This is a genomic window from Ruegeria sp. CDSA193 (assembly GCF_059611885.1).
Window position 1 is genome coordinate 112,506 of record NZ_JBXWPN010000007.1, and the last position, 20,342, is coordinate 132,847.

General features: G+C 58.5%; 20 protein-coding genes. 12 read left to right on the forward strand and 8 right to left on the reverse strand.

Features of this window, described 5'->3' with window-relative positions; translation table 11 throughout:
• Positions 1-51 precede the first annotated feature (51 nt).
• The 4 genes from AC2FLG_RS14955 to holA all read left to right on the forward strand — a co-directional run bounded on the left by AC2FLG_RS14955 (position 52) and on the right by holA (position 4,664).
• A complete protein-coding gene (locus AC2FLG_RS14955; RefSeq protein ID WP_142637277.1) occupies positions 52-540 on the forward strand; it encodes a DUF3576 domain-containing protein in 489 nt (162 codons plus the stop codon).
• Positions 541-611: 71 nt separating this feature from the next.
• Complete coding sequence (gene leuS / locus AC2FLG_RS14960; RefSeq protein ID WP_496706816.1) at positions 612-3,149, forward strand: leucine--tRNA ligase; 2,538 nt, start codon at positions 612-614, stop codon at positions 3,147-3,149.
• Positions 3,136-3,639 (forward strand): LPS assembly lipoprotein LptE, encoded by a 504-nt coding sequence (gene lptE, locus AC2FLG_RS14965; RefSeq protein ID WP_142637105.1) that lies wholly within the window; start codon positions 3,136-3,138, stop codon positions 3,637-3,639. The genes leuS and lptE overlap by 14 nt, the downstream gene beginning before the upstream one ends.
• Entirely contained in the window at positions 3,636-4,664 is a 1,029-nt protein-coding gene (holA, locus tag AC2FLG_RS14970; RefSeq protein WP_496702708.1) for a DNA polymerase III subunit delta, read from the forward strand. Before lptE ends, holA begins: the two co-directional genes overlap by 4 nt.
• On the opposite strand, the gene AC2FLG_RS14975 is transcribed toward holA, so the two are convergent.
• Positions 4,661-5,833, reverse strand: a complete 1,173-nt coding sequence (locus tag AC2FLG_RS14975; RefSeq protein ID WP_496706818.1) for a TIGR03862 family flavoprotein — start codon at positions 5,831-5,833, stop codon at positions 4,661-4,663. The genes holA and AC2FLG_RS14975 overlap by 4 nt on opposite strands.
• 47 nt (positions 5,834-5,880) lie before the next feature.
• On the opposite strand from AC2FLG_RS14975, the gene AC2FLG_RS14980 reads away from it, so the two are divergent.
• Entirely contained in the window at positions 5,881-6,177 is a 297-nt protein-coding gene (locus AC2FLG_RS14980; protein WP_496706821.1) for an HNH endonuclease, read from the forward strand.
• On the opposite strand, the gene AC2FLG_RS14985 is transcribed toward AC2FLG_RS14980, so the two are convergent.
• The 3 genes from AC2FLG_RS14985 to AC2FLG_RS14995 are packed head-to-tail and all read right to left on the reverse strand — an operon-like array spanning position 6,178 to position 8,260.
• Positions 6,178-6,915, reverse strand: a complete 738-nt coding sequence (locus tag AC2FLG_RS14985) for a VOC family protein (protein WP_496706824.1) — start codon at positions 6,913-6,915, stop codon at positions 6,178-6,180.
• Complete coding sequence (locus AC2FLG_RS14990; RefSeq protein WP_142637113.1) at positions 6,912-7,520, reverse strand: enoyl-CoA hydratase/isomerase family protein; 609 nt, start codon at positions 7,518-7,520, stop codon at positions 6,912-6,914. The genes AC2FLG_RS14985 and AC2FLG_RS14990 overlap by 4 nt, the downstream gene beginning before the upstream one ends.
• Positions 7,517-8,260: an SDR family oxidoreductase gene (locus tag AC2FLG_RS14995; RefSeq protein WP_496706825.1), complete on the reverse strand. Its 744-nt coding sequence runs from the start codon at positions 8,258-8,260 to the stop codon at positions 7,517-7,519. The genes AC2FLG_RS14990 and AC2FLG_RS14995 overlap by 4 nt, the downstream gene beginning before the upstream one ends.
• A 139-nt stretch (positions 8,261-8,399) precedes the next feature.
• Between AC2FLG_RS14995 and AC2FLG_RS15000 the strand changes: the two genes are divergently transcribed.
• Positions 8,400-9,929: a DUF2125 domain-containing protein gene (locus AC2FLG_RS15000; RefSeq protein WP_496706827.1), complete on the forward strand. Its 1,530-nt coding sequence runs from the start codon at positions 8,400-8,402 to the stop codon at positions 9,927-9,929.
• A gap of 35 nt (positions 9,930-9,964) precedes the next feature.
• Here the strand turns inward: AC2FLG_RS15000 and AC2FLG_RS15005 are convergent, their stop codons facing one another.
• Positions 9,965-10,699: an FkbM family methyltransferase gene (locus AC2FLG_RS15005; RefSeq protein ID WP_496706829.1), complete on the reverse strand. Its 735-nt coding sequence runs from the start codon at positions 10,697-10,699 to the stop codon at positions 9,965-9,967.
• Positions 10,700-10,863: 164 nt separating this feature from the next.
• Here AC2FLG_RS15005 and AC2FLG_RS15010 point away from each other — a divergent pair, with 164 nt between their 5' ends.
• The 4 genes from AC2FLG_RS15010 to lpxK are packed head-to-tail and all read left to right on the forward strand — an operon-like array spanning position 10,864 to position 15,214.
• Positions 10,864-12,210 carry a TldD/PmbA family protein gene (locus tag AC2FLG_RS15010; RefSeq protein ID WP_496706831.1) on the forward strand — a complete coding sequence of 449 codons (1,347 nt, stop codon included), beginning with the start codon at positions 10,864-10,866 and terminating at the stop codon, positions 12,208-12,210.
• Complete coding sequence (locus AC2FLG_RS15015) at positions 12,197-12,997, forward strand: inositol monophosphatase family protein (protein ID WP_496706833.1); 801 nt, start codon at positions 12,197-12,199, stop codon at positions 12,995-12,997. Before AC2FLG_RS15010 ends, AC2FLG_RS15015 begins: the two co-directional genes overlap by 14 nt.
• Positions 12,994-14,229, forward strand: a complete 1,236-nt coding sequence (locus tag AC2FLG_RS15020) for a 3-deoxy-D-manno-octulosonic acid transferase (protein WP_496692532.1) — start codon at positions 12,994-12,996, stop codon at positions 14,227-14,229. The genes AC2FLG_RS15015 and AC2FLG_RS15020 overlap by 4 nt, the downstream gene beginning before the upstream one ends.
• Positions 14,216-15,214, forward strand: coding sequence for a tetraacyldisaccharide 4'-kinase (gene lpxK, locus AC2FLG_RS15025; RefSeq protein ID WP_496692533.1), 999 nt, complete (start codon positions 14,216-14,218; stop codon positions 15,212-15,214). The genes AC2FLG_RS15020 and lpxK overlap by 14 nt, the downstream gene beginning before the upstream one ends.
• Before the next feature lie 36 nt (positions 15,215-15,250).
• Here lpxK and AC2FLG_RS15030 read toward each other — a convergent pair whose 3' ends face one another.
• Together AC2FLG_RS15030 and AC2FLG_RS15035 are read right to left on the reverse strand one after the other, a co-directional pair.
• Complete coding sequence (locus AC2FLG_RS15030; protein ID WP_496677840.1) at positions 15,251-15,913, reverse strand: DsbA family protein; 663 nt, start codon at positions 15,911-15,913, stop codon at positions 15,251-15,253.
• A gap of 14 nt (positions 15,914-15,927) precedes the next feature.
• Positions 15,928-16,434 carry a DUF721 domain-containing protein gene (locus AC2FLG_RS15035; RefSeq protein ID WP_496689939.1) on the reverse strand — a complete coding sequence of 169 codons (507 nt, stop codon included), beginning with the start codon at positions 16,432-16,434 and terminating at the stop codon, positions 15,928-15,930.
• Positions 16,435-16,515: 81 nt separating this feature from the next.
• On the opposite strand from AC2FLG_RS15035, the gene mutY reads away from it, so the two are divergent.
• Positions 16,516-17,571 carry an A/G-specific adenine glycosylase gene (gene mutY / locus AC2FLG_RS15040; RefSeq protein WP_496677842.1) on the forward strand — a complete coding sequence of 352 codons (1,056 nt, stop codon included), beginning with the start codon at positions 16,516-16,518 and terminating at the stop codon, positions 17,569-17,571.
• Positions 17,572-17,629: 58 nt separating this feature from the next.
• A complete protein-coding gene (locus AC2FLG_RS15045) occupies positions 17,630-18,766 on the forward strand; it encodes an alkane 1-monooxygenase (RefSeq protein ID WP_496706834.1) in 1,137 nt (378 codons plus the stop codon).
• An 84-nt stretch (positions 18,767-18,850) separates the two neighbouring features.
• On the opposite strand, the gene AC2FLG_RS15050 is transcribed toward AC2FLG_RS15045, so the two are convergent.
• Positions 18,851-20,233 carry an adenylate/guanylate cyclase domain-containing protein gene (locus tag AC2FLG_RS15050; protein WP_496703285.1) on the reverse strand — a complete coding sequence of 461 codons (1,383 nt, stop codon included), beginning with the start codon at positions 20,231-20,233 and terminating at the stop codon, positions 18,851-18,853.
• Positions 20,234-20,342: the final 109 nt, after the last annotated feature.

Here is a 20,342-nt window from a genome sequence, read left to right on the forward strand (position 1 = left end):
TCTAGGAGTAACGTGAATAACCTAAAACCAACGAAACGGAACCTGTCCAACATGCGCCTGCAGACAATTTTCGGTTTGATCATAGTGACAGCCGCGGTGTCGGCTTGCGGACAGAATCGCAACGCAGAACCCAGTGCAACGCCACTCAATGTGGATGGCGGTCGCTCGGACGAGCGTGAGCTGAACGATCCGAATCGCTCAACGATCTGGGATGTATTCAACACCGCAGACGCCGAGCAGGTTACCAATGTGAACCGCTATCTGTGGGCTGCCTCGCTGGATGTCCTTAACTTTCTGCCTGTGCAGGAAGTCGATCCCTTTACCGGTGTAATCGTAACAGGTTACGGCACGCCTCCTGGTGGTGGGCGGCAATACAGAGCCACGGTTCACATCAGCGATCCCGCCCTGGCGGCACGATCCTTGTCGGTTGCACTGCAGACCAGCGGGGGTGCCCCAGTCAGCGCGGCAACCACACGCGCAATCGAAGATGCAATCCTGTCCCGCGCCCGTCAGCTGCGCATTGCGGACAACAAGCTCTAGCAACCCGCTTCAAATCACAATATTACCACGCCGGGTTCATGCCCGGCGTTTTCATTACGAAGGACCGCACGATGTCGCGCTATTCGGCCACCGAAATCGAAGCAAAATGGCAAGAGGCCTGGGACAAGGCCGGAATCTTCACCGCCAACCACAAGGCGGACAAGCCGAAATACTATGTGCTTGAAATGTTCCCCTACCCGTCTGGCCGCATCCATATGGGACATGTGCGCAACTATACGATGGGCGACGTAATCGCGCGCCACAAGCTTGCGACCGGCCATAACGTGCTGCACCCGATGGGATGGGACGCGTTCGGGATGCCTGCAGAAAACGCTGCGATGGCTATTGGCGGTCACCCGAAAGACTGGACCTATGGCAACATCGCCGACATGCGCAGCCAGATGAAGCCTCTGGGCCTGTCCATCGACTGGTCGCGCGAATTTGCCACCTGCGACCCGGAATATTACGGCCAGCAGCAGGCGCTGTTTCTGGATATGCTCAAGGCCGGTCTGGTTTACCGCAAGAACGCCGTGGTGAACTGGGATCCGGTCGATATGACCGTACTGGCCAATGAACAAGTCGAAGGCGGGCGCGGCTGGCGCTCGGGCGCATTGGTTGAACGGCGCGAGCTGACGCAATGGTTCTTCAAGATCAGCGATTACTCTGAGGAATTGCTGGATGCGCTGGACACGCTGGAGAACTGGCCGGCAAAAGTGCGCCTGATGCAGGAAAACTGGATCGGCAAGTCGCGTGGATTGCAGTTTGGCTTTGAACGCGTCGATAGTGGTGAGCCAATCACCGTCTATACAACGCGCCCCGATACGCTGATGGGGGCGTCTTTCGTCGGCATCTCGCCGGACCATCCGATTGCCAAGCAACTTGAGGCCGAAAACCCCGAAGTTGCTGAGTTCGTTGCCGAATGCCGCAAGGGCGGCACCACGGAAGAGGCCATAGAGACCGCCGAAAAGCTGGGCTATGACACTGGTATCAAGGTCAAACACCCGCTGGATCCGAATTGGGAGCTGCCGGTCTGGATCGCCAATTTCATCCTGATGGATTACGGCACCGGCGCCATCTTTGCCTGCCCGGCCCACGACCAGCGCGACCTGGATTTCTGCCGTAAGTACGGTTTGCCCGTCGTCGACACGTTCTTTGCGCTTGATAATGACACGCCGGTCGACAAAACCGCATTCGTTCCGCCGAAAACCGAAAAAGTCCGCTGGGTAAACCATTTTGCCGGGCTGACCGACGCCACGGGTGATGACGCAATCAACACCACCGTCGATTTCGCCGAAAAAGCGGGCTGGGGCGAAGGCGTTACCAAATACCGTCTGCGCGATTGGGGTCTGTCGCGTCAGCGCTATTGGGGGTGCCCGATTCCCGTGGTGCATTGCGAATCCTGCGGCGTGGTGCCCGAAAAGAAAGAAAACTTGCCGATCCGCCTGCCCGACGATGTCACTTTTGACAAACCGGGCAATCCTCTGGACCGCCACCCGACCTGGCGCGACTGCGCCTGCCCGTCTTGCGGTGCGCCATCCAAGCGAGAAACCGACACGATGGATACGTTCGTCGATTCGTCGTGGTATTTCGCCCGCTTTACGGCTCCGCACGCGGAAACCCCGACCGATCTGGCCGAGGCTGAATACTGGATGAATGTCGATCAATATATCGGCGGCATCGAACACGCTATCCTGCACTTGCTCTATTCCCGCTTCTTTGCGCGGGCGATGCAGATCACTGGCCATTTGCCGAAAAAGGCCATCGAGCCCTTTGATGCCTTGTTTACCCAAGGCATGGTCACGCACGAGATTTATCAAACCCGCGACGCCAATGGCCGTCCGGTCTATCACCTGCCCGAGGATGTGACCGACGGCAAACTCGCCGATGGCACGGAGGTCGAAATCATCCCCTCGGCCAAGATGTCGAAATCCAAGAAAAACGTGGTCGACCCGGTCAGCATTATCTCGGCCTTCGGCGCGGATACCGCGCGCTGGTTCGTGTTATCCGATTCACCGCCCGAGCGAGATGTGGAGTGGACAGCATCAGGCGCAGAGGCTGCATTCAAGCACCTGAACCGTGTCTGGAACCTCTGCGACAAGATCGGCGCGATGGACCCCGAGGCAAAAGGCGACGGGGATCAAGACCTGCTGCGCGAGATGCACAAAGCCATCCATGATGTGACGCTTGGTGTTGAAAGCTTCGGCTTTAATGCCGCCATTGCAAAGCTCTATGCGTTTACCAATACGTTGGCAAAATCCAAAGCGGGTGCAGCGGCCCAAAAGCAGGCGATAAAGACGCTGGCACAGTTGATGTCGCCGATGACACCACATCTGGCCGAAGATATCTGGGCGCATCAGGGCGGCGAAGGTTTGATCGCAACAGCCCCCTGGCCTGTCGCGGACGAAGCTATGCTGGTCGATGACACTGTAACCCTGCCGATCCAGATCAACGGCAAACGCCGCGCGGAAATCAGCGTTCCAAAAGATATGGACAAGGCAGAGGTTGAAAAAATCGCGCTCAGCACCGAAGCTGTGCAAAAGGCACTGGACGGTGCCGCGCCGAAGAAAGTGATCGTTGTTCCAGGTCGGATCGTGAATGTCGTTGTTTAATCGCAGAAGCCTTTTGTTGATGCCGCTGGCTGCTTGCTTGCTGGCGGCCGCATGCGGGTTCCAACCCGTTTACGCGCCGGGCGGAACAGGTGAAGCATTGCATGGTAAAGTTGCTGTAACTGAGCCAAATTCCGTGGAAAGCTATTTGCTTGTCCAGAATTTGGAACAGCGGCTGGGCCGGGATGCGAGCGCACAAAAGCTGTATGATCTGGATGTTAAGGTTGCTACGGCCACGCAATCTGCAGCGATCACGACTACCAACGAGACGAACCGGTATACAATCGAAGGGCGCGCGGAATTTTCCCTCAGGTCCGCTGAAACCGGGCGGATTCTGGTATCAGGAAATGTCCATGATTTCGTGGGCTATTCCGCTGCAGGCTCAACCGTCTCGACGCTTGCAGACGAACGTGACGCGACCGAGCGGCTGATGATCATCCTGTCCGATCAAATCGTGAACCGCCTTTATGCAGCACCGGGCCTGACCCAATGAAGCTCAGCCCGCGCGAGGCTGAGGGGTATTTCGCCAAACCGGACGCGGGCAAGGCAGGGTTGTTGATTTACGGATCCGATGCGATGCGTGTGGCCTTGAAACGGCAACAGGTCTTGTCAGCCCTGCTGGGAGAAGGCGCCGAAGAGGAAATGCGCCTGACCCGAATGCCAGGTGGTGATCTGCGCGGGGAACCGGCACTGTTGCTGGACGCGGTCAAGGCTGTCGGGTTCTTCCCCGGCCCACGTGCAGTTTTCGTCGAAGATGCAACTGATGTCGCCGCCCCAGCCATCATTACCGCATTCGAGGATTGGGCAACGGGCGACGCTCAGATCATCGTGACTGCCGGGCAGCTCAAACCCAGCTCAAAGATCCGTAAGGCATTCGAGTTGCATCCCGCAGCCTATGCCGTTGGGATCTATGACGATCCGCCCTCTAGGGCCGAGGTTGAACGGGTTCTGGCACAGGCCGGAGTCAATAACATTCCACCGGATGCAATGTCGGCCATCACCGAACTTGCCACGGCCATCAGCCCCGGGGACTTTACGCAAACCATTGAAAAATTGTCTCTTTACAAGCGCGGAGACGATACTGAATTGGCTCTCGAAGATATCGAGGCCTGTGCACCCAGCTCGACCGAGGCCGCTCTGGACGATGTCCTGAACGTGGTCGCCGAAGGCAGAGCCGGAGAGATTAGCCCGCTGATACGACGGCTGCAATCGCAAGGTACAAATGCGGTCAGCCTGTGTATCGGAGCAACCCGACACTTTCGAACGCTTTACGCCTGTGCCGCCGATCCCGGTGGTGCGGCACAGGGCGTCGGCAAGTTGCGCCCACCCGTCTATGGAAAGCGGCGTGATCGTATTCTGCGGCAAGCACAGGGATGGGGGGCACCCAAACTGCAGACCGCTTTGACCGTTCTGACTGATACGGATCTGTCATTGCGGTCAGCTGGGCAAACGGCCCCAGCCATGGCTTTGGTCGAACGTGCCATGATCCGTCTGGCGATGCTGGCAAAGTCGCGTTAAGCGGTCCGCGCCAGCCAGTTTGCAGCTGATCTCCCGGCCCATCGCCCTGTCGCCAGACAGGCAGTTAGCAGATACCCACCAGTCGGAGCTTCCCAATCCAGCATCTCGCCGGCACAAAACATTCCGGGCCTGGATTTCAGCATCAACCCTTCGTCCAAAGCGCCTTGCCGAACACCTCCAACGGTTGAGATTGCCTCATCCATTGGCCGCAACCCCGCGTGGCTGAGGGGCAGAGATTTCAACGTTTCGACACTCAGACCGCTTCCCCTGTTCATCTCGTGATACAGAGCGATCTTTTGCGGAGACAGATGCAGAGATTTCTTCATCCATTGCGACTGCGTCGTCTTGGATTTCTTGGCTGCAATTTTCTGCTGCAAGGTAGTTACATCCAGATCGGGAACCAGATCAACACTCAATGGCGCACCTTCTCGCAAAGCGGGCGTCAGGGAATAGAGCCCTCCGCCTTCAAGGCCTTTGGATGAAATCGTCGCCTCGCCGCGACTGATCACACCCCCGGCAGTCCACCCAACGGATTTGATCGCAGCGCCGAAATGCGGCTGCATATGTGCGCTCCAATCCACTGACAGGGCCGAGTTCGCCGGGGCAAATGGCGACAGGTCGACACCCGCCTCTTGCAGCAGCCGGGCCCAGGCGCCATCCGATCCCAACCGCGCCCAGCTTGCGCCGCCCATGGCCAGAATCGTCGTGTCAGCCTCAATCTGCCGGTGACCTTTCGGAGTATCGAATTCCAGAGCATCGCCGTTCCATCCGGTCCACCGCCATCGGGTTTTGATTTGCACACCAGCCGCATCAAGCCGCCCCAGCCAAGCCCGCAACAGTGGTGAGGCCTTCATTGCCTTTGGAAACACCCGCCCGGTTGAGCCTGTAAACACCTCTTGCCCCAGATCGCGCGCCCAGTCCTGAACGGCGGTGGCATCAAACTCCGCCAGCATGGGGCGCAGCCACTCAGCACCGGGGCCATAAGACAACAGGAATGTTTCCAGCGATTCATCCTTGGTCAGGTTCAGGCCGGACTTGCCCGCCATCAAAAGCTTTCGGGCGACCGAGGGTTTGGCCTCGGCCACCAGCACATCATGACCTGCGGCGGCCAGTTCACCCGCCGCCATCAGGCCCGCTGGCCCGCCTCCGATCACGACGGCTTGTGCCATTGCTGTCCTCTTGCCTTTCGCGCCCTACGGCGCGACGTTACGCTGATATGACCGACCGCGACCCGATCTGCCCCCTCTGCGACCGGCCGATCCCCGATGGGAACGGCAGCCAGCACCATCTGATCCCAAAACTGAAAGGGGGCAAGGGCGGCCCCACGGTTTTTCTGCATGTGATCTGCCACAAAGAGATCCACGCCACCCTGACCGAAGCGGAACTGGCGCGGGATTTCAACACGGTCGAAGCCTTGCGCGCCCACCCTCGTCTTGAGAGATTCCTGGACTGGGTGCGCAAACGCCCCGCCGAGTTTCGATCCAAAGTGCCGGGAAAACGACGTGGCCGGTAATCAACCCGGCAGGACCGGGTCGCCAAAGGCATCATGGGCGGGCTGGGCCAGGCCCTGCATCTCAAGCCCCCGAAAATCGGGGGCCCGAGCAAACGTAGCACCTGCGCTGTGCTGAAACTCGAGCGTGGTATAGGGGCGTTTCCAAAGCCATTCGCGGTTCTCAACAGACCACAGGTCGGCATTAGGGGGAACCTCGTCGGTGAAAGCATAAAAGTGCAGATCGAACCCATATTGTGCCACATCCTGCACAGATAGCAGCTGCATCCCCTGTGCACGACAAAAGGCATCCTCGACCGCGATATTCCCGGTGCGCAGGGTGATTTGTCCAATACGCGCATCCGCGAAAGGGGCCTTGGGATCGGCGATACCGTCCGGGCGATTGCCACGGAAATCGTGTTGCAGCAGTTCGATCACGAAACCCTCGGGATCAGTCAGGTGGCACATATAGCCGATATCCAGAAACTGGTCCGGCTCTGAAACCTCGATGCCTTTTTCGCGCAAATAAGCGGCAGCCAGATCAACATCCGGCAGGGTGATGCCGATCTTCCAATATCTCTGGCCCCGATCATGTGTGTACCCGCCGCCGCCCGGCATCAAAAGCAGATCGGCATCCTGCCCGGCATATCCCAATCGCAGGCTTGCGCCCTGCCGGCGTGCAGTCATACCCATTGCATCCCCGTAAAACTCGGCAAGACGATCCGTGTCAGCCACGCGCAGACGCAGGGCAGACAACCTCATGAACATAACCGCGCAATACCGGTCGCAATTTCAGGATTGGCGGCGACACTGTCAGCCACCAGATCAAGGGAGGTCTGCATCAGGTCTTCAGGTGCAACCACGCGATCGACCAGCCCAAAGGCATAAGCCTCATCCGCAGTGATCTTTTGCCCGGCCATCAAGATCATCTTTGTCCGAGCCGGACCGATCAGGGCCGCCATGCGTGCGGGATCAGAGGGTTGTGGCAGAAAACCCAGCTTCATCACCGGATAAAAGAACTTGGCTTCCGGTACGGCGATGCGGATATCGCAGGCCAGAACCATGCCATTGGCTCCACCAGCCAGCGTTCCGTTCAGTGCGGCAACCGTCAGGCAGGGTAACGCGGCGATAGCAGCCGACAACCGCTCCCACAGATCCGAGGTCGCCAGGCCGGCACGCGCCTCTTCCAGATCGGCGCCGGCGCTGAACACTTTGCCAGCCCCGGTCAGGATCAGCGCACTTGCGTCGGTCGCGGCCTCGGCAATCTCGCACAGCTCGGTCAGCATCGCACCGGTCAGCGCATTTGCCTTGTCGGGGTTGTTGAGCGTGACTGTCCACAGCCCGTCTGCTTTGTTCAATTCAATCACGTCAATCCAACCCTTTGCCGAATATCCTCACGCCGCAGCGAAATTTCGGTGCCTAGAAACTCATCCGCGTCTGACGAACACATCCACAACAGCGCCCGCGCCGGCCAATCGGCGGGGATATGATCGGTCCAATCCAACTGGCTGACGGCGTTGATCCCGCTGGCCTTGATGACCCGCTGCATATCGGTTGCAACCGTGCCGGGCGACAGGCCCATGGCGCGGATCCCATTTGAGGATTCCTCAAGATGCAGACATTCCGTCAGCATCTTGGCACCGGCCTTCGAGGCGCAATAATGGCTCCAGGCCTCGACTGGGTTCGACGCCGCACCGGAAGAGACCGTCAGGACAGTCCCCCCACCCGCAGCGCGCATAACCGGCAGCGCGGCACGCATTCCGTGAAATACACCCTTGAGGTTGATGTCGATCGCCTTGCCCCATGAGGCAACATCAGCGCTGGATAAATGGAAGATCGGGTCTATGACACCCGCATTGCCGATCAGAACATCCAGTCCGCCAAACTTGTTTACACACTCTGCCACGGCCAGCTCGACCTGGGCGAAGTCACAGACGTCGCAGGCCAGTGCAATGGCGTTTTCACCAAGCGACGACGCCAATATCTGAATTTGATCCCGATTACGCGCCACTAGCACGACATTAGCCCCTGCTGCGGCAAATACGCGCCCTGCCTCGGCCCCGATGCCGCGACTGGCCCCAGTGATCAGTACGGTTTTCCCCTGCATAAGGTTCCAGTACCTCCATTGTCCTGAGAATTAATGAACCTCTATCCTGCGAACGGGGAATGGGTCCAGCCCTTCCCCCTTGACGCCCGCCGCCACCGGCATCACCATGCGCGCAAATTTGATCAAGAAGGGTTCTATGATGTCCGTTTTTCTCCGCCGCACCTGCGGCGCAGTTCTGGCCTACACTGTCATTTCGCAGGGGGCGCTTGCCGACGTTACTCCACAAGAAGTCTGGGATGACTGGCAGTCCTATCTGGCGCAGATGGGCTATACTGTATCAGGTGACCAGACAGATACCGGCAATGGTATCACCATCGAAAACCTGACGATGTCGATGGACCTCCCGGAAGAAGAGGGATCGTTCAGCATGGCCATGCCTGAAATGACCCTCACCGACAATGGCGACGGGAGCGTCAATATTGGTGTCCCGGAAAGTTTCCCCATGACCGTCACCGGCAATGTCGATGGTCAGGACGAGTCATTTACAGTCGATATCGAATACCTCCACAGCGGGCTTGTTATGACCGTCTCTGGCGATCCGGATGATGTGACTTACGATTACTCTGCAGACAGCCTTGGAATCAAACTGGGTAACATCGAAGTCGACGGTGAAACGTTGCCGCCCGAAGTGGTTGGTGGCTACCTTGAAATGGCGGATGTGAGCGGCAGCTCGCAAATGAAGATCGGCGAAAACCGCGATATCGACCAAAGCTTTACCGCATCAGAGATGACCTACAGCTTGGCATTTCAGGATCCCGAAAGCGAAGACGCCGGGAAATTCGACGGCACGCTTGGCGATCTGGCCTTCGACGGCACCAGCATCATCCCTTCGGATTTCGATATCTCTGACCCGCAGGCATTCTATGACGCTGGTTTTGCCTTCTCGGGTCTCTTTACTTACGGATCGGGCCAGTCTTCGATGGCGGGCAGCAGCGAAGGCGAAGACTTTTCGATGGCCAGCGAATCCGAAGGCGGACGGCTTTCCGGCAGCATCGACGCGAACCGAATTGCTTATGACGTCGAACAAAACAGCGCCAAAATTGCTGTAACCACTGCGGAACTGCCCTTTCCAATCGAAATTGCCATGGAAAGTGGCGGTTTCAAGTTCGAATTCCCGGTACAGGAATCCGAAGAGATTCAACCCTTTGGGCTGGCGATAAACTTGACGGACTTCACTATGTCAGACGTTCTGTGGAGCATTTTTGACCCCGCAGCCGCCCTGCCACGCGATCCGGCCACGATTGCGCTGGATCTTTCCGGTACGGCCAAAGTGCTGACCAACTTCTTTGACCCCGAGGCCGTAGAGGCGCTTGAGTTTGCGGACGAAGCGCCGGGTGAATTGCACTCTCTGACGATCAACGAGTTGCTGGTCTCTATGGTCGGTGCGGAACTGTCCGGCGATGGCGACTTCACCTTCGACAATTCCAACACTGAGGAACTGGGCGGTCTGCCGACCCCCGCTGGCGTTGCGAACCTGCAACTGGTTGGTGCGAATGCCCTGATCGACACTCTGATCGGTATGGGTCTGATTGCCGAGCAAGACGCAATGGGCGCGCGAATGATGATGGGTCTCATGGCAGTGCCAGGGGAAGAGCCCGACACGCTGAATTCGACAATCGAGTTCAAGGAAGATGGTCAAATTCTGGCCAATGGACAGCGCATCAAATAGAAGAAACAGGGAAGGCGGCCCGGCTGCCTTCCCTTTTACGACGAGCGCCGGCGAACACGCCGGAACAGCACCGACCCACCGCTGCTGACACGTTGATCGTAGGCAAACCCAAGTGCCGAAAGATGATCGAAACAAGCCTTGATCCCGTGCAATCCGATCTTACGGGTGTGGACCTCAAGATAGACTTTCTGGACATTCACAAGATCGACCCCGTCGAACAGAAACTTCTCGCCTCCTTCGATATCGACGATCAGCACGTTGGCTTCAAAGTCCCGCAGAATTTCTGACAGAGGACGTTCCGGCACGCTGACCTCTCTGACATAGTCCGGATCAGGGTCCAGAGATGAGGACCAGAACGGTTCACGTATGTAAAATCGGGCGGTTCCGGGAACCCGTGTATCGCCGAGAGCAACCGCGTTCACCACCTCGACATTCGCAATGTCATTTGCCTTGTGGACACGGCCGATGAATTCACACAGCGTCGGGTTCGCCTCGATGCACATTGCGTGGCGTACACCAAGCTGCGTCACCAGATAGGATGAGATGAAGCCGATCCCAGCGCCCAGCTCTACCACGCGATCCTTCGCGTCGATGAATTTCGGCAGACCGGTCACTTCGTCTTTTTCGTAACGCTCGGCCAGGATTGAACGCTTGACCTTAGACGTAATGATCTGCGGATCATCGGGGATCGTAACCCCGCGCAGCGATAGATTGTTCTGCATGTTGTGGCCTGCCCGTTCTTCCTGCCCAGTCGTCTCATTCTCATCCACTTGGATCAACTACTAACCTACGGCTAAGGACAAAACAGCGGAATTATTGCAGCCACATGCGAAATTCGCCTTTCTGGCCTTTCTGCAAACCCCCGAAAATGACCGCAGGTCTTGCGGGACGGACGGGCGGACGATAGGTCCAAAGAAACAAGACCGGAGGCCACATGATGCGCACACCCGAAGAGATCAGCCAACACCTGCTGGATGCGGCACGTAAGGCCGGGGCTGAGGCCGCGGATGCCATCGTGCTGGACGGGTCTTCGGTCTCGGTAGAGGTACGCTCTGGCGCGCTTGAGGCCGCCGAGCGGTCCGAGGGCACCGATCTGGGACTGCGGGTGTTTCTGGGCAAGCGTCAGGCCATCGTCTCAAGTTCCGACAGCCGCCCCGAAACCCTGACGGCCATGGCCGAACGCGCCGTTGCCATGGCTCGCGAAGCGCCCGAAGACCCGTTTACCGGTCTGGCGGATGAGGCTCAGCTGATCCGGGATTGGGATATTCAGGCGCTAGAACTGCGCGATCCCGCGCCGGAACCCACGGCCGAAGACCTTTTGCAGGACGCTCTGGCGGCGGAATCCGCGGCGCTTACGGTCGACGGTGTCACACAAGTGTCGGATGCCGCAGCCGCCTATGGCACCCACCGCGTGCATCTGGCCGCCACCAACGGCTTTTCCGGCGGGTATGAGCGCAGCAGCCGGTCGACCTCCTGCGTGGCAATCTCGGGCCAGGGCACCGGGATGGAGCGGGATTACGACGGCGACAGCCGCACCTTCCAAAGCGATTTGCGCAGCCCGGACGAGATTGGCCGGACCGCAGGCGAACGTGCAGTGGCACAGGTCGGCGCGCGCCAGCCTGCAACAGGCGTCTATCCGGTTCTGTTCGATGAACGGATTTCCTCGTCGCTGATCGGGCATCTTCTGGGCGCCAGCAACGGCACATCCATCGCGCGCGGCTCGTCCTGGTTGTCGGATAGCCTAGGACAGCAGGTTCTGCCGGAATATCTTTCGCTGATCGAAGACCCACATCGCCCGCGCATGTCCGGGTCGCGCCCCTTTGATGCCGAAGGCCTGCCCACACAACGCCGGGCGATCATCGAAAACGGTGTATTGACGGGCTGGACATTGGACCTGTCCAGCGCACGCAAGCTCAAGATGGCCTCGACAGGAAATGCTACGCGTGGCGTGTCCGGGCCTCCGTCGCCCAGCAACTGGAACCTGAGCCTGACACAGGGCGAGCACAGCCGCGCAGAGCTGCTGCGCGATATGGGCACCGGATTGTTGGTGACGTCGATGATCGGATCGACCATCAACCCCAATACAGGGGATTACTCTCGTGGGGCTTCGGGCTTTTGGGTCGAAAACGGAGAGATCACCCATCCGGTCAACGAATGCACCATCGCCGGAAATCTGCGCGATATGCTTCTGCGGATTATTCCGGCGAATGACGCCCGCCCCTATTTGTCGCGTGTGGTCCCATCGTTGCTGATCGAGGGAATGACACTTGCCGGCAACTGACCTGCCCCTGCTGATTGACGCCGCGCGCGAGTCTGGAAAGATCGCAACACGGTATTCCGGGGCAAAAGCACAACGCTGGGATAAGCCCGATGGTGCAGGCCCGGTAACCGAGGCTGATCTGGCCGTGAACGCGATGCTCGAACAGCGCTTGCCCTCTGCGCGACCGGGTTACGGCTGGCTCAGCGAAGAGACCGAGGACACCCAGCATCGCCTGTCCCGGGACCGGGTTTTTATCATTGACCCGATCGACGGCACCCGCAGCTTCACCGAAGGTTCCTCGACCTGGGCGCATTCCCTGGCTGTGGCGGAACATGGTCAGGTGACGGCGGCGGTTATTTACCTGCCCTTGCGTGACCTGTTGTATGCGGCGGCCAACGGCCAAGGGGCCACACTAAACGGCGCGCCGATTGTCGTATCGGACACCCAAGACATCACGACGGCCGAGATCCTGGCCGCAAAACCCAATCTGGACAGCCGGCACTGGTGTGAGGGCCGGGTTCCTCAATTCCGTCGAAACTATCGCCCGTCGCTTGCCTATCGGTTGGCATTGGTCGGGCAAGGTCGCTTTGACGGAATGTTGACACTGCGCCCCAGCTGGGAATGGGACATCGCCGCAGGGGATTTGATCGTCCAAGAGGCAGGTGGCATATGTACGGACCGGCTTGGCGCCCCACTGCGCTTTAACAACCCACATCCGCGCCTGAATGGTGTCATCGCGGCAAACCCGCCATTGCACCGGCAACTGGCGGATCAGATTGACCCAGACAGTGCGGGCATTGCGCCATGAGCAAACCGCGATCCCTTAGTCTGGCGGCCTATCGCGTGCTTTCGTGGGGCGTACCCGGCAACGGGGACCAACCCTATGTGCCCCGACCATCAGGAGATCTGATCTGGATTCACATCGCCAATCCGGGTCGCCTTCGCGCGATGATGGATTTCTGCCACAGGCTGCTGCAGTCGCGCCCGGGCCTGTCGGTTGTCCTGTCGGCCCCACCCGAAGCGGACCTGAGTCAGTGGGACTGCTCGAAATACATACTTGTGAACCTACCTTCGGAACAAACCGGCGCCGCGCGGGTGTTTCTGGACCATTGGCGCCCGAATATTGGCATTTGGGTTGGCGGCGGGCTGATGCCCAATGTGATTACCCGTGCCCACGAGCGCGAAGTGCCGTTGATCCTGATCGAAGCTGAAATCGACCTGAACACCGCGCGTGGGACCCGGTGGCTGCCCGATATCAGCCGGTACACTCTCGATTGCTTTCAACGAATTCTGGCTACCAGCAACGAAACGGCCCGGCAGATCCGCAAATTGGGAATCGCCTTCACCAAGGTCAGCGAGGCGCCTCCTCTGCTGATAAGTCCGAACCCTTCTCCGTGGCCCGAAGACGAACTGATCGAAACCAATCACGCCTTTTCAAGCAGACCCATATGGCTCGCGGCCTGGGTGAAGGATAAAGAGTTCATCTCGGTCCTCAGCGCCCACCGTCAGGCCATGCGGATGCTGCCCCGGTTGACCTTAATCCTGCATGTCGCCGACATACAGGAAGCCGCCCCACTGCACCGGCGGCTCGAAGCCATGGACTTGCGCTGCATCAACTGGGACGATGGCGGCATGATTGAAGATACCACACAGGTCGTCTTGTCCTCGGACCCAGAGGTTTTGGGCTTGTGGTACCGTGTTTCGGCAGTGTCCTTTATCGGCAACTCGCTCGAACGGGGCGACGGGGGACAGGATCCGTTTGGTGCGACCGCCCTGGGATCGGCTGTCATACATGGCCCACATGTTGACCAGCATCAGACAGCCTACGATCAGCTGGACCAGGCAGGCGCCGCTTTAACGGTCCGAACCGCAACCGAACTTGGGGATGCCGTGGTAGAGCTACTTGCGCCTGACCGCGCGGCGGATATGGCTTTGGCAGGCTGGCAGATCGTGACCGACGGCGCGCCGCAATCAGATCAGCTGATCGAACTGGTACAGGACTATCTGGACGAACGGAGCACCGACGATGCGGGCACCTGACTTTTGGAACACCGCTCCGGATCAGTTGGACCTCAGGGCCCGGCTGCTGTCCCCGTTGGGACGGGTTTATGCGGCGGCGACAGCCCGCAGGTTGGCCTCGGAAACAGGTTTCAACCCAGGCGTCCCCGTTATCTGCATTGGAAACCTGAATGCAGGCGGGACCGGCAAAACACCAACCGTGATCTGGATGATCGAACAGCTGCGGGACGCGTGGCATCAGACCCATGTTGTCACCCGAGGCCACGGCGGCGCACTGACAGGACCTGTGCGCGTCGATCCTGGCAAACATACGGCGGCAGAAGTCGGGGATGAACCGCTGCTGCTGGCCGCATTTGCGGATGTCTGGGTGGCCAAGGACCGCGCCGCGGGCGCAAAAGCCGCTGCCCAGGCCGGGGCAACGGTAATCCTGTTGGATGACGGGTTTCAGAACCCTTCGGTTGCCAAAGATTTTTCGGTCATCGTAGTGGATGCCGTACGTGGTTTCGGCAACGGATTGTGCCTGCCTGCGGGTCCATTACGCGAGCCTGTTGATGTCGGATTGCAACGGGCCGATCTGGTGTTGTCGCTGGGCGGCTCAGACGCGCAGACACAGTTCGCCGCCCGCTGGGGGGGAAATCTGACGGTTCCACATGCGACCGGTGCGGTCGAACCGCTGCAGACCGGAATGGATTGGACGGGCACGCCGGTTCTCGCCTTTGCAGGAATTGGTCATCCGGAAAAGTTCTTTGCCACATTGCGCCAACAGGGCACCACCCTGCTGCGGGCCGAGGCGCTGGACGATCACCAGCCCCTGACACCGGCCCTGATGACACGGCTAGAGAATGAAGCGCGCCTGCTGGGCGCTCAGATGGTCACGACGGAAAAAGATGCGGTCCGCCTGCCAGCCGCCTTTCGCAGCAAAGTCATCACCCTACCAGTCCGGCTGAATATGGACGAGGGCGACCGGGTCAAACAGTTGCTACTGCAGGTCGCGCCTTCGCCCTGAAGGCGACCGGCCCTGACAGGCCGGTCGTATTTGGATTTAGCTGCCCAGTTCGGCGTCGATCAGCTTTTTGAATTCTTCGTAAGACTGATTGTCGACCTTCTTGCCGTTCACAATAAAGGATGGGGTTGCTCTGATGTCGTCGCGTTCTGCGTTCTCCTGATACCAGGCCACCAAGGTCTGCGCACGATTTCCGTCCTGAAGGCAAGCATCAAGCTGGTCATTGGTGATCCCAGCTAAACGTCCGATCTTGCGCAGTTCATCCACGATCTCCGCAGGTCCACCGGCACGGGTCCATTCAGCCTGATCCTTGTAGATCAAGTCGGAGATGCCGAAGAACTTCTCGGGGCCGCCGCAGCGCGCGACCATTGAGGCCCAAAGTCCGTATTTGTCAAAATACACTTCGCGGTAGGTAAACTTGACCTTGCCGGTGTCGATGTAGTCTTTTTTGATTTTCTTCAGCGGCCCCTGATGAAAACTCGCGCAATGCGGACAGGTATAGGACGCATATTCGATGATCTCGACGGGCGCGTCCGCGGACCCTTGCACCATTTCGATGATGGTCGAAGTGTCCAGATCGGCCTGTTGTGCCTCGGCGCTGCTGACCAGCGGGTTGGACGGAGAGGAATTTGACAGCGACAGCCAATAGCCACCTGCGGCTATGGCGACAGCCGCGCAGATTCCGATTGCAATACGGCTCATGAATCAGCCCTTTCTCAGCGTTTTTGCTTGGATAAAACGTTACGGCCCAGACGTTCAAGGGCTGTACGCAGATCGCCATCATGGACGCCCTGCGCAGCCCGGTCTGCCTCGGCTGCAATTTCTGGTTCGATTGTGGGTTTCGCCTGTTTCGGCTTGTGGTCGAAGCTGGCCTGCCCCTCGGCAAATCCTGTAGGAGCCGTCTGGGTGATGCGCACCCGACTAATCGCATTATAGCCATAGACCGCATTCACCTTACCGCGCAGCTGTTCCTTCTGCATTTCCAGCATCGGCGCCTGCGGGCCGGTGGTCAGCACCGTCAGCGTGGCCCCCATACCGCCCTTGCCATAGCCTACGTTAACCGGCCGCGCGATCGAGGCCACATCCTGTCCGACGATCTCGGCCCAATGGGTCAACAGGCGTGAAACGGCGAATCCCCGGCTTTCCCCGGCGCGCCTGATCTGGCCGTTCAGCAATGTCGCAGTACGTTTAAAGCCGCGTGTCGAAGAACGTCTGGGCTGCATCTGGTTTCCAACTCCTGTCTCTCTATTGTAAAGGGCAGAACACCGGGCGCCAGCGAAACCCGACAAGGAGATATGTAAAACTTGCGTGACACCCACGAAATTGACTTCAGCGATGAGTTGCTGGCCTGGTACGACCGCAATGCCCGTGAAATGCCATGGCGCATCGGTCCTGCCGATAGGTCTTCCGGAATGCGTCCTGACCCCTATCGGGTTTGGCTGTCCGAAGTCATGCTACAGCAGACAACTGTGGCAGCGGTGCGCGACTATTTCCTGCGGTTCACATCTCGGTGGCCGACAGTTGAATCACTGGCCGCAGCGCCTGACGAGCAGGTCATGGGGGAATGGGCCGGTCTGGGATATTATGCCCGCGCCCGCAATCTGCTGAAATGCGCGCGCGTTGTGGTTGAAAGCCATGATGGCTGTTTTCCCGACTCACACGATGAGCTGCTGAACCTGCCGGGCATAGGCCCGTATACAGCCGCCGCGATTGCAGCCATTGCCTTTGATCGTCCGGAAACCGTGTTGGACGGCAATGTCGAACGTGTCATAGCCCGCCTATACGACATTCACGATCCGCTGCCGGGGTCAAAACCACAACTCAAGCAACGTGCAGCTGCATTGACCCCAGCGGTGCGTCCGGGCGACTATGCACAGGCCGTGATGGATCTGGGTGCGACTGTCTGCACCCCAAGATCCCCGGCATGCGGGATATGTCCAATGCGCACGCGTTGCCGCTCCCACGCTGCGGGTACCCAGGCCGATCTGCCCCGCAAAACACCGAAAAAGCCAAAACCCACACGTTATGGCCATGTCTACATCACCCAGACAGCGGACGGGGCGATGTTGCTTGAACGCCGCCCAGACAAAGGGCTTTTGGGCGGTATGCTGGGATGGCCGGGATCCGAATGGTCCGATGCGCCGTCTGACACCGCGCCGTTTGCGGCGGACTGGCGCGTTCTACCGGGCGAAGTGCGCCACACGTTCACGCATTTCCACCTGATCCTGCAGGTTTGGGCAACCTCTTTACCGCCCGGTGCGGCACCGGAGGACATGATCTTGCTTGATAAACATGCCTTTCGGCCCAGCGATCTTCCGACGGTCATGCGCAAGGCATTTGACCTCTGGCGCAACCAGTAACACATTATGCTGAAACACGATCTACGGATAGTCTGTCCTGCGTCGACCGGAGCCTCTGATGACCGCATCTGAAACATTGACTCGCTGGCAATCCACCCTTCCATTCTGGGTCTCGTTTTTGCTGATTCCATTGATTTGGGCCACGGCCTTTGTGGGTGGCTGGTGGGTCTTGCTGGTGCCGCTTTCAACATGGTGGATATTTGCCGCGCTGGATCAGCTCACCGGGCTCGACCTCGAAAATGCGGACCCAGAGACGCCGGACAGCATGTTGCGCTGGTATATCCTGCTGACCAAAGCCTGGGTTCCGGTACAGTTCCTGACCCTTTACGGGCTGCTTTGGTATGTGACGCACAGCTCTCACCTGTCTTCACCAGAAAAAATCGGCCTGTTCTTTGGCATGGGTGTGATCTCGGGAACGATTGGAATCAACTACAGCCACGAACTGATGCACCAGAAGGGCCGGCTGGAGCGCGGGCTTGGCGACATCCTACTGGCCATGGTCTTGTACTCGCACTTCCGGTCCGAACATTTGCTGGTTCACCACCGCTATGTCGGAACCCCGCGCGATCCGGTAACAGCACGGTACAACGAAGGCTTTCATCGCTTCTATCCTCGTGTTCTGTGGCAATGCCTGGCCTCCGCCTTTCATGCCGAGCGCGAGAAACTGGCGCGCAAGGACCGCCCCTGGACGGACCGCACAAACCCGTTCTGGCGTTATTGGATATTACAGGGCGGCTTGCTGGCGTTGGCAGGTTTGATTGGCGGATGGTCCGGCCTTGTCCTGTTTCTGATTCAGGCCGGCGTCGCCATCTGGCAGCTTGAACTGGTGAACTATGTCGAACATTACGGGCTGACCCGAAAATATCTGGGCCAGGGGAAGTACGAACACGTCCTGCCCTGTCATTCGTGGAACGCGTCGCAAAAAGCGTCGAACTGGCTGCTGATCAATCTACAGCGCCACTCGGACCATCACTACAAACCCAACCGTCGATTTCCACTGCTTCAACATCACGATCAGAACACCGCACCGCAACTGCCCTACGGATACCCAGTGATGACGATCGCCGCGATGATCCCACCGCTCTGGCGGCGTGTCATGAACCCCCGTGTGCGGGATTGGCGCCGCCGGTACTACCCCGAAGTCACAGACTGGCAACCCTACAACAAGTCACAAAACCCGATGCCAGGGTCCTGACCGCAGCGCGCCTCGGCGCGCTGCCCGGCCCAACGACTGGCCCTGCGTCTTTGATGCGTGATCCATCGACGAGAGAGCCTTGAGCTACATCACCCAGATATCCATCGGGTATTCAACACCGCGCACAGGGTGGCCCTTGTTTTCGGTAAATTCGGCTGTCAGTTCGGAGGCACTGCTCCCTTCCTGCTCAAGCTGCAGGCGCACCGCATCACTCAGCACGATCCGGGCCTGCAGCTCGCGGGTCATTGCCTCAAGTTTCGCAGCGACATTTACCGCATCACCGATCACAGCAAATTCCAGACGGTTGGCGCCAATATCCCCCAGAACAACCGAGCCATAATGGACACCGATGCCAACATGAATCTCGGGCTCTCCGGCACGTCTACGTTCTATGTTCCACCGGTCAATCACAGTCACCATGCCGCGCGCGCAGGATACCGCGTTGGTCGCATCCAACGGTGTCGTCACCGGGGTCCCGAAAGTTGCCATAAGACCATCGCCCAAGTACTTGTCCAATGTCCCATGATGGCGGAACACTTCGGCCTCCATCCTGGCGTGAAATCCACGCAGCACCTCGATCACGTCATAAGGATCACGACCCGCCGCATATTTGGTGAACCCCACAATATCGATGAAGAGCACTGCGACATTCTCTTTTCGCACCTGTTTGAGCGGATCATCATTTTGGCTCAGTTCCTCCACCACATTTGGTGAGAAATATCGCGACAGGTTCGCTCGTTCCCGTTCCAACCCAGCATTGGTCATCAGCAGATGATTGAGCCGCCGCATCGACACGCCCAGCGTCACCGCCACCATCAAGAACACAATCACTTGCTGGATTCGGATCGAAGATCTGAAACTATTTGGATCCAACATCTCGGCTACATCCGGATACCCCTGCAAGGCCTCGGCCACTTTCTCACTTATGCCGGGAATCGGAAACGCAACCCACCAGGCGATCACCCATCCGGTAGTCCAGATTATTGCAGTCCATGTGCCTATGGCAATCACCGTGCGCCAGGAATAGGCCATGGTTCCTGCTGCAAGAATGACGAAGAAATACTGAAAGTTGTCAAACCGGAATTGCATCGCCAACGGGCGCACATCATCGCTGAACGGGTTGGGAATGATCATCCCCAAAGTCATAATCAAAAGGTCAACAAAGATTAGTAGCAACTCTGTCCGAGATTGCCCCACACGGCCTGCCCGTCGGATCATCCAACCATTTGCGCAAATCAGCAAAAGGATGAAATGATACCAAAGGACCTCCCAATGCGGGTTCAGGTAGATCAGCAAAAGGCCAGTCAGACCCATTGCGATCCAGCGGGCCCGGACAGCAAGCTCCAGCCCCTCGCGCTTGTGCCGTTCCAGCGCAGCTTCGGTGTATTTATTCTCGATTTCTACTTCGTTCGGACGGGTGAAAAAGAACCGCCTAGCCCGAGGTTCGCTGGCTGCTGTGTCCGACATTGCGAAAGCTCCTACACTGCGCCGATTGCTTCATTAGGCTCATATCGGAACTCATCAGGGAAAGAAACAAAAGACCCCGCCGTTGATCGGCGGGGCAAGGCTTAGTGCC

Bases quoted from the DNA above. Each gene is read 5' to 3' on its own strand.
- AC2FLG_RS14955 (WP_142637277.1), top strand. From the start codon at position 52: ATGCGCCTGCAGACAATTTTCGGTTTGATCATAGTGACAGCCGCGGTG.
- leuS (WP_496706816.1), top strand. From the start codon at position 612: ATGTCGCGCTATTCGGCCACCGAAATCGAAGCAAAATGGCAAGAGGCC.
- lptE (WP_142637105.1), top strand. From the start codon at position 3,136: ATGTCGTTGTTTAATCGCAGAAGCCTTTTGTTGATGCCGCTGGCTGCT.
- holA (WP_496702708.1), top strand. From the start codon at position 3,636: ATGAAGCTCAGCCCGCGCGAGGCTGAGGGGTATTTCGCCAAACCGGAC.
- AC2FLG_RS14975 (WP_496706818.1), bottom strand. From the start codon at position 5,833: ATGGCACAAGCCGTCGTGATCGGAGGCGGGCCAGCGGGCCTGATGGCG.
- AC2FLG_RS14980 (WP_496706821.1), top strand. From the start codon at position 5,881: ATGACCGACCGCGACCCGATCTGCCCCCTCTGCGACCGGCCGATCCCC.
- AC2FLG_RS14985 (WP_496706824.1), bottom strand. From the start codon at position 6,915: ATGAGGTTGTCTGCCCTGCGTCTGCGCGTGGCTGACACGGATCGTCTT.
- AC2FLG_RS14995 (WP_496706825.1), bottom strand. From the start codon at position 8,260: ATGCAGGGGAAAACCGTACTGATCACTGGGGCCAGTCGCGGCATCGGG.
- AC2FLG_RS15000 (WP_496706827.1), top strand. From the start codon at position 8,400: ATGTCCGTTTTTCTCCGCCGCACCTGCGGCGCAGTTCTGGCCTACACT.
- AC2FLG_RS15010 (WP_496706831.1), top strand. From the start codon at position 10,864: ATGATGCGCACACCCGAAGAGATCAGCCAACACCTGCTGGATGCGGCA.
- AC2FLG_RS15020 (WP_496692532.1), top strand. From the start codon at position 12,994: ATGAGCAAACCGCGATCCCTTAGTCTGGCGGCCTATCGCGTGCTTTCG.
- lpxK (WP_496692533.1), top strand. From the start codon at position 14,216: ATGCGGGCACCTGACTTTTGGAACACCGCTCCGGATCAGTTGGACCTC.
- AC2FLG_RS15030 (WP_496677840.1), bottom strand. From the start codon at position 15,913: ATGAGCCGTATTGCAATCGGAATCTGCGCGGCTGTCGCCATAGCCGCA.
- AC2FLG_RS15035 (WP_496689939.1), bottom strand. From the start codon at position 16,434: ATGCAGCCCAGACGTTCTTCGACACGCGGCTTTAAACGTACTGCGACA.
- AC2FLG_RS15045 (WP_496706834.1), top strand. From the start codon at position 17,630: ATGACCGCATCTGAAACATTGACTCGCTGGCAATCCACCCTTCCATTC.
- AC2FLG_RS15050 (WP_496703285.1), bottom strand. From the start codon at position 20,233: ATGTCGGACACAGCAGCCAGCGAACCTCGGGCTAGGCGGTTCTTTTTC.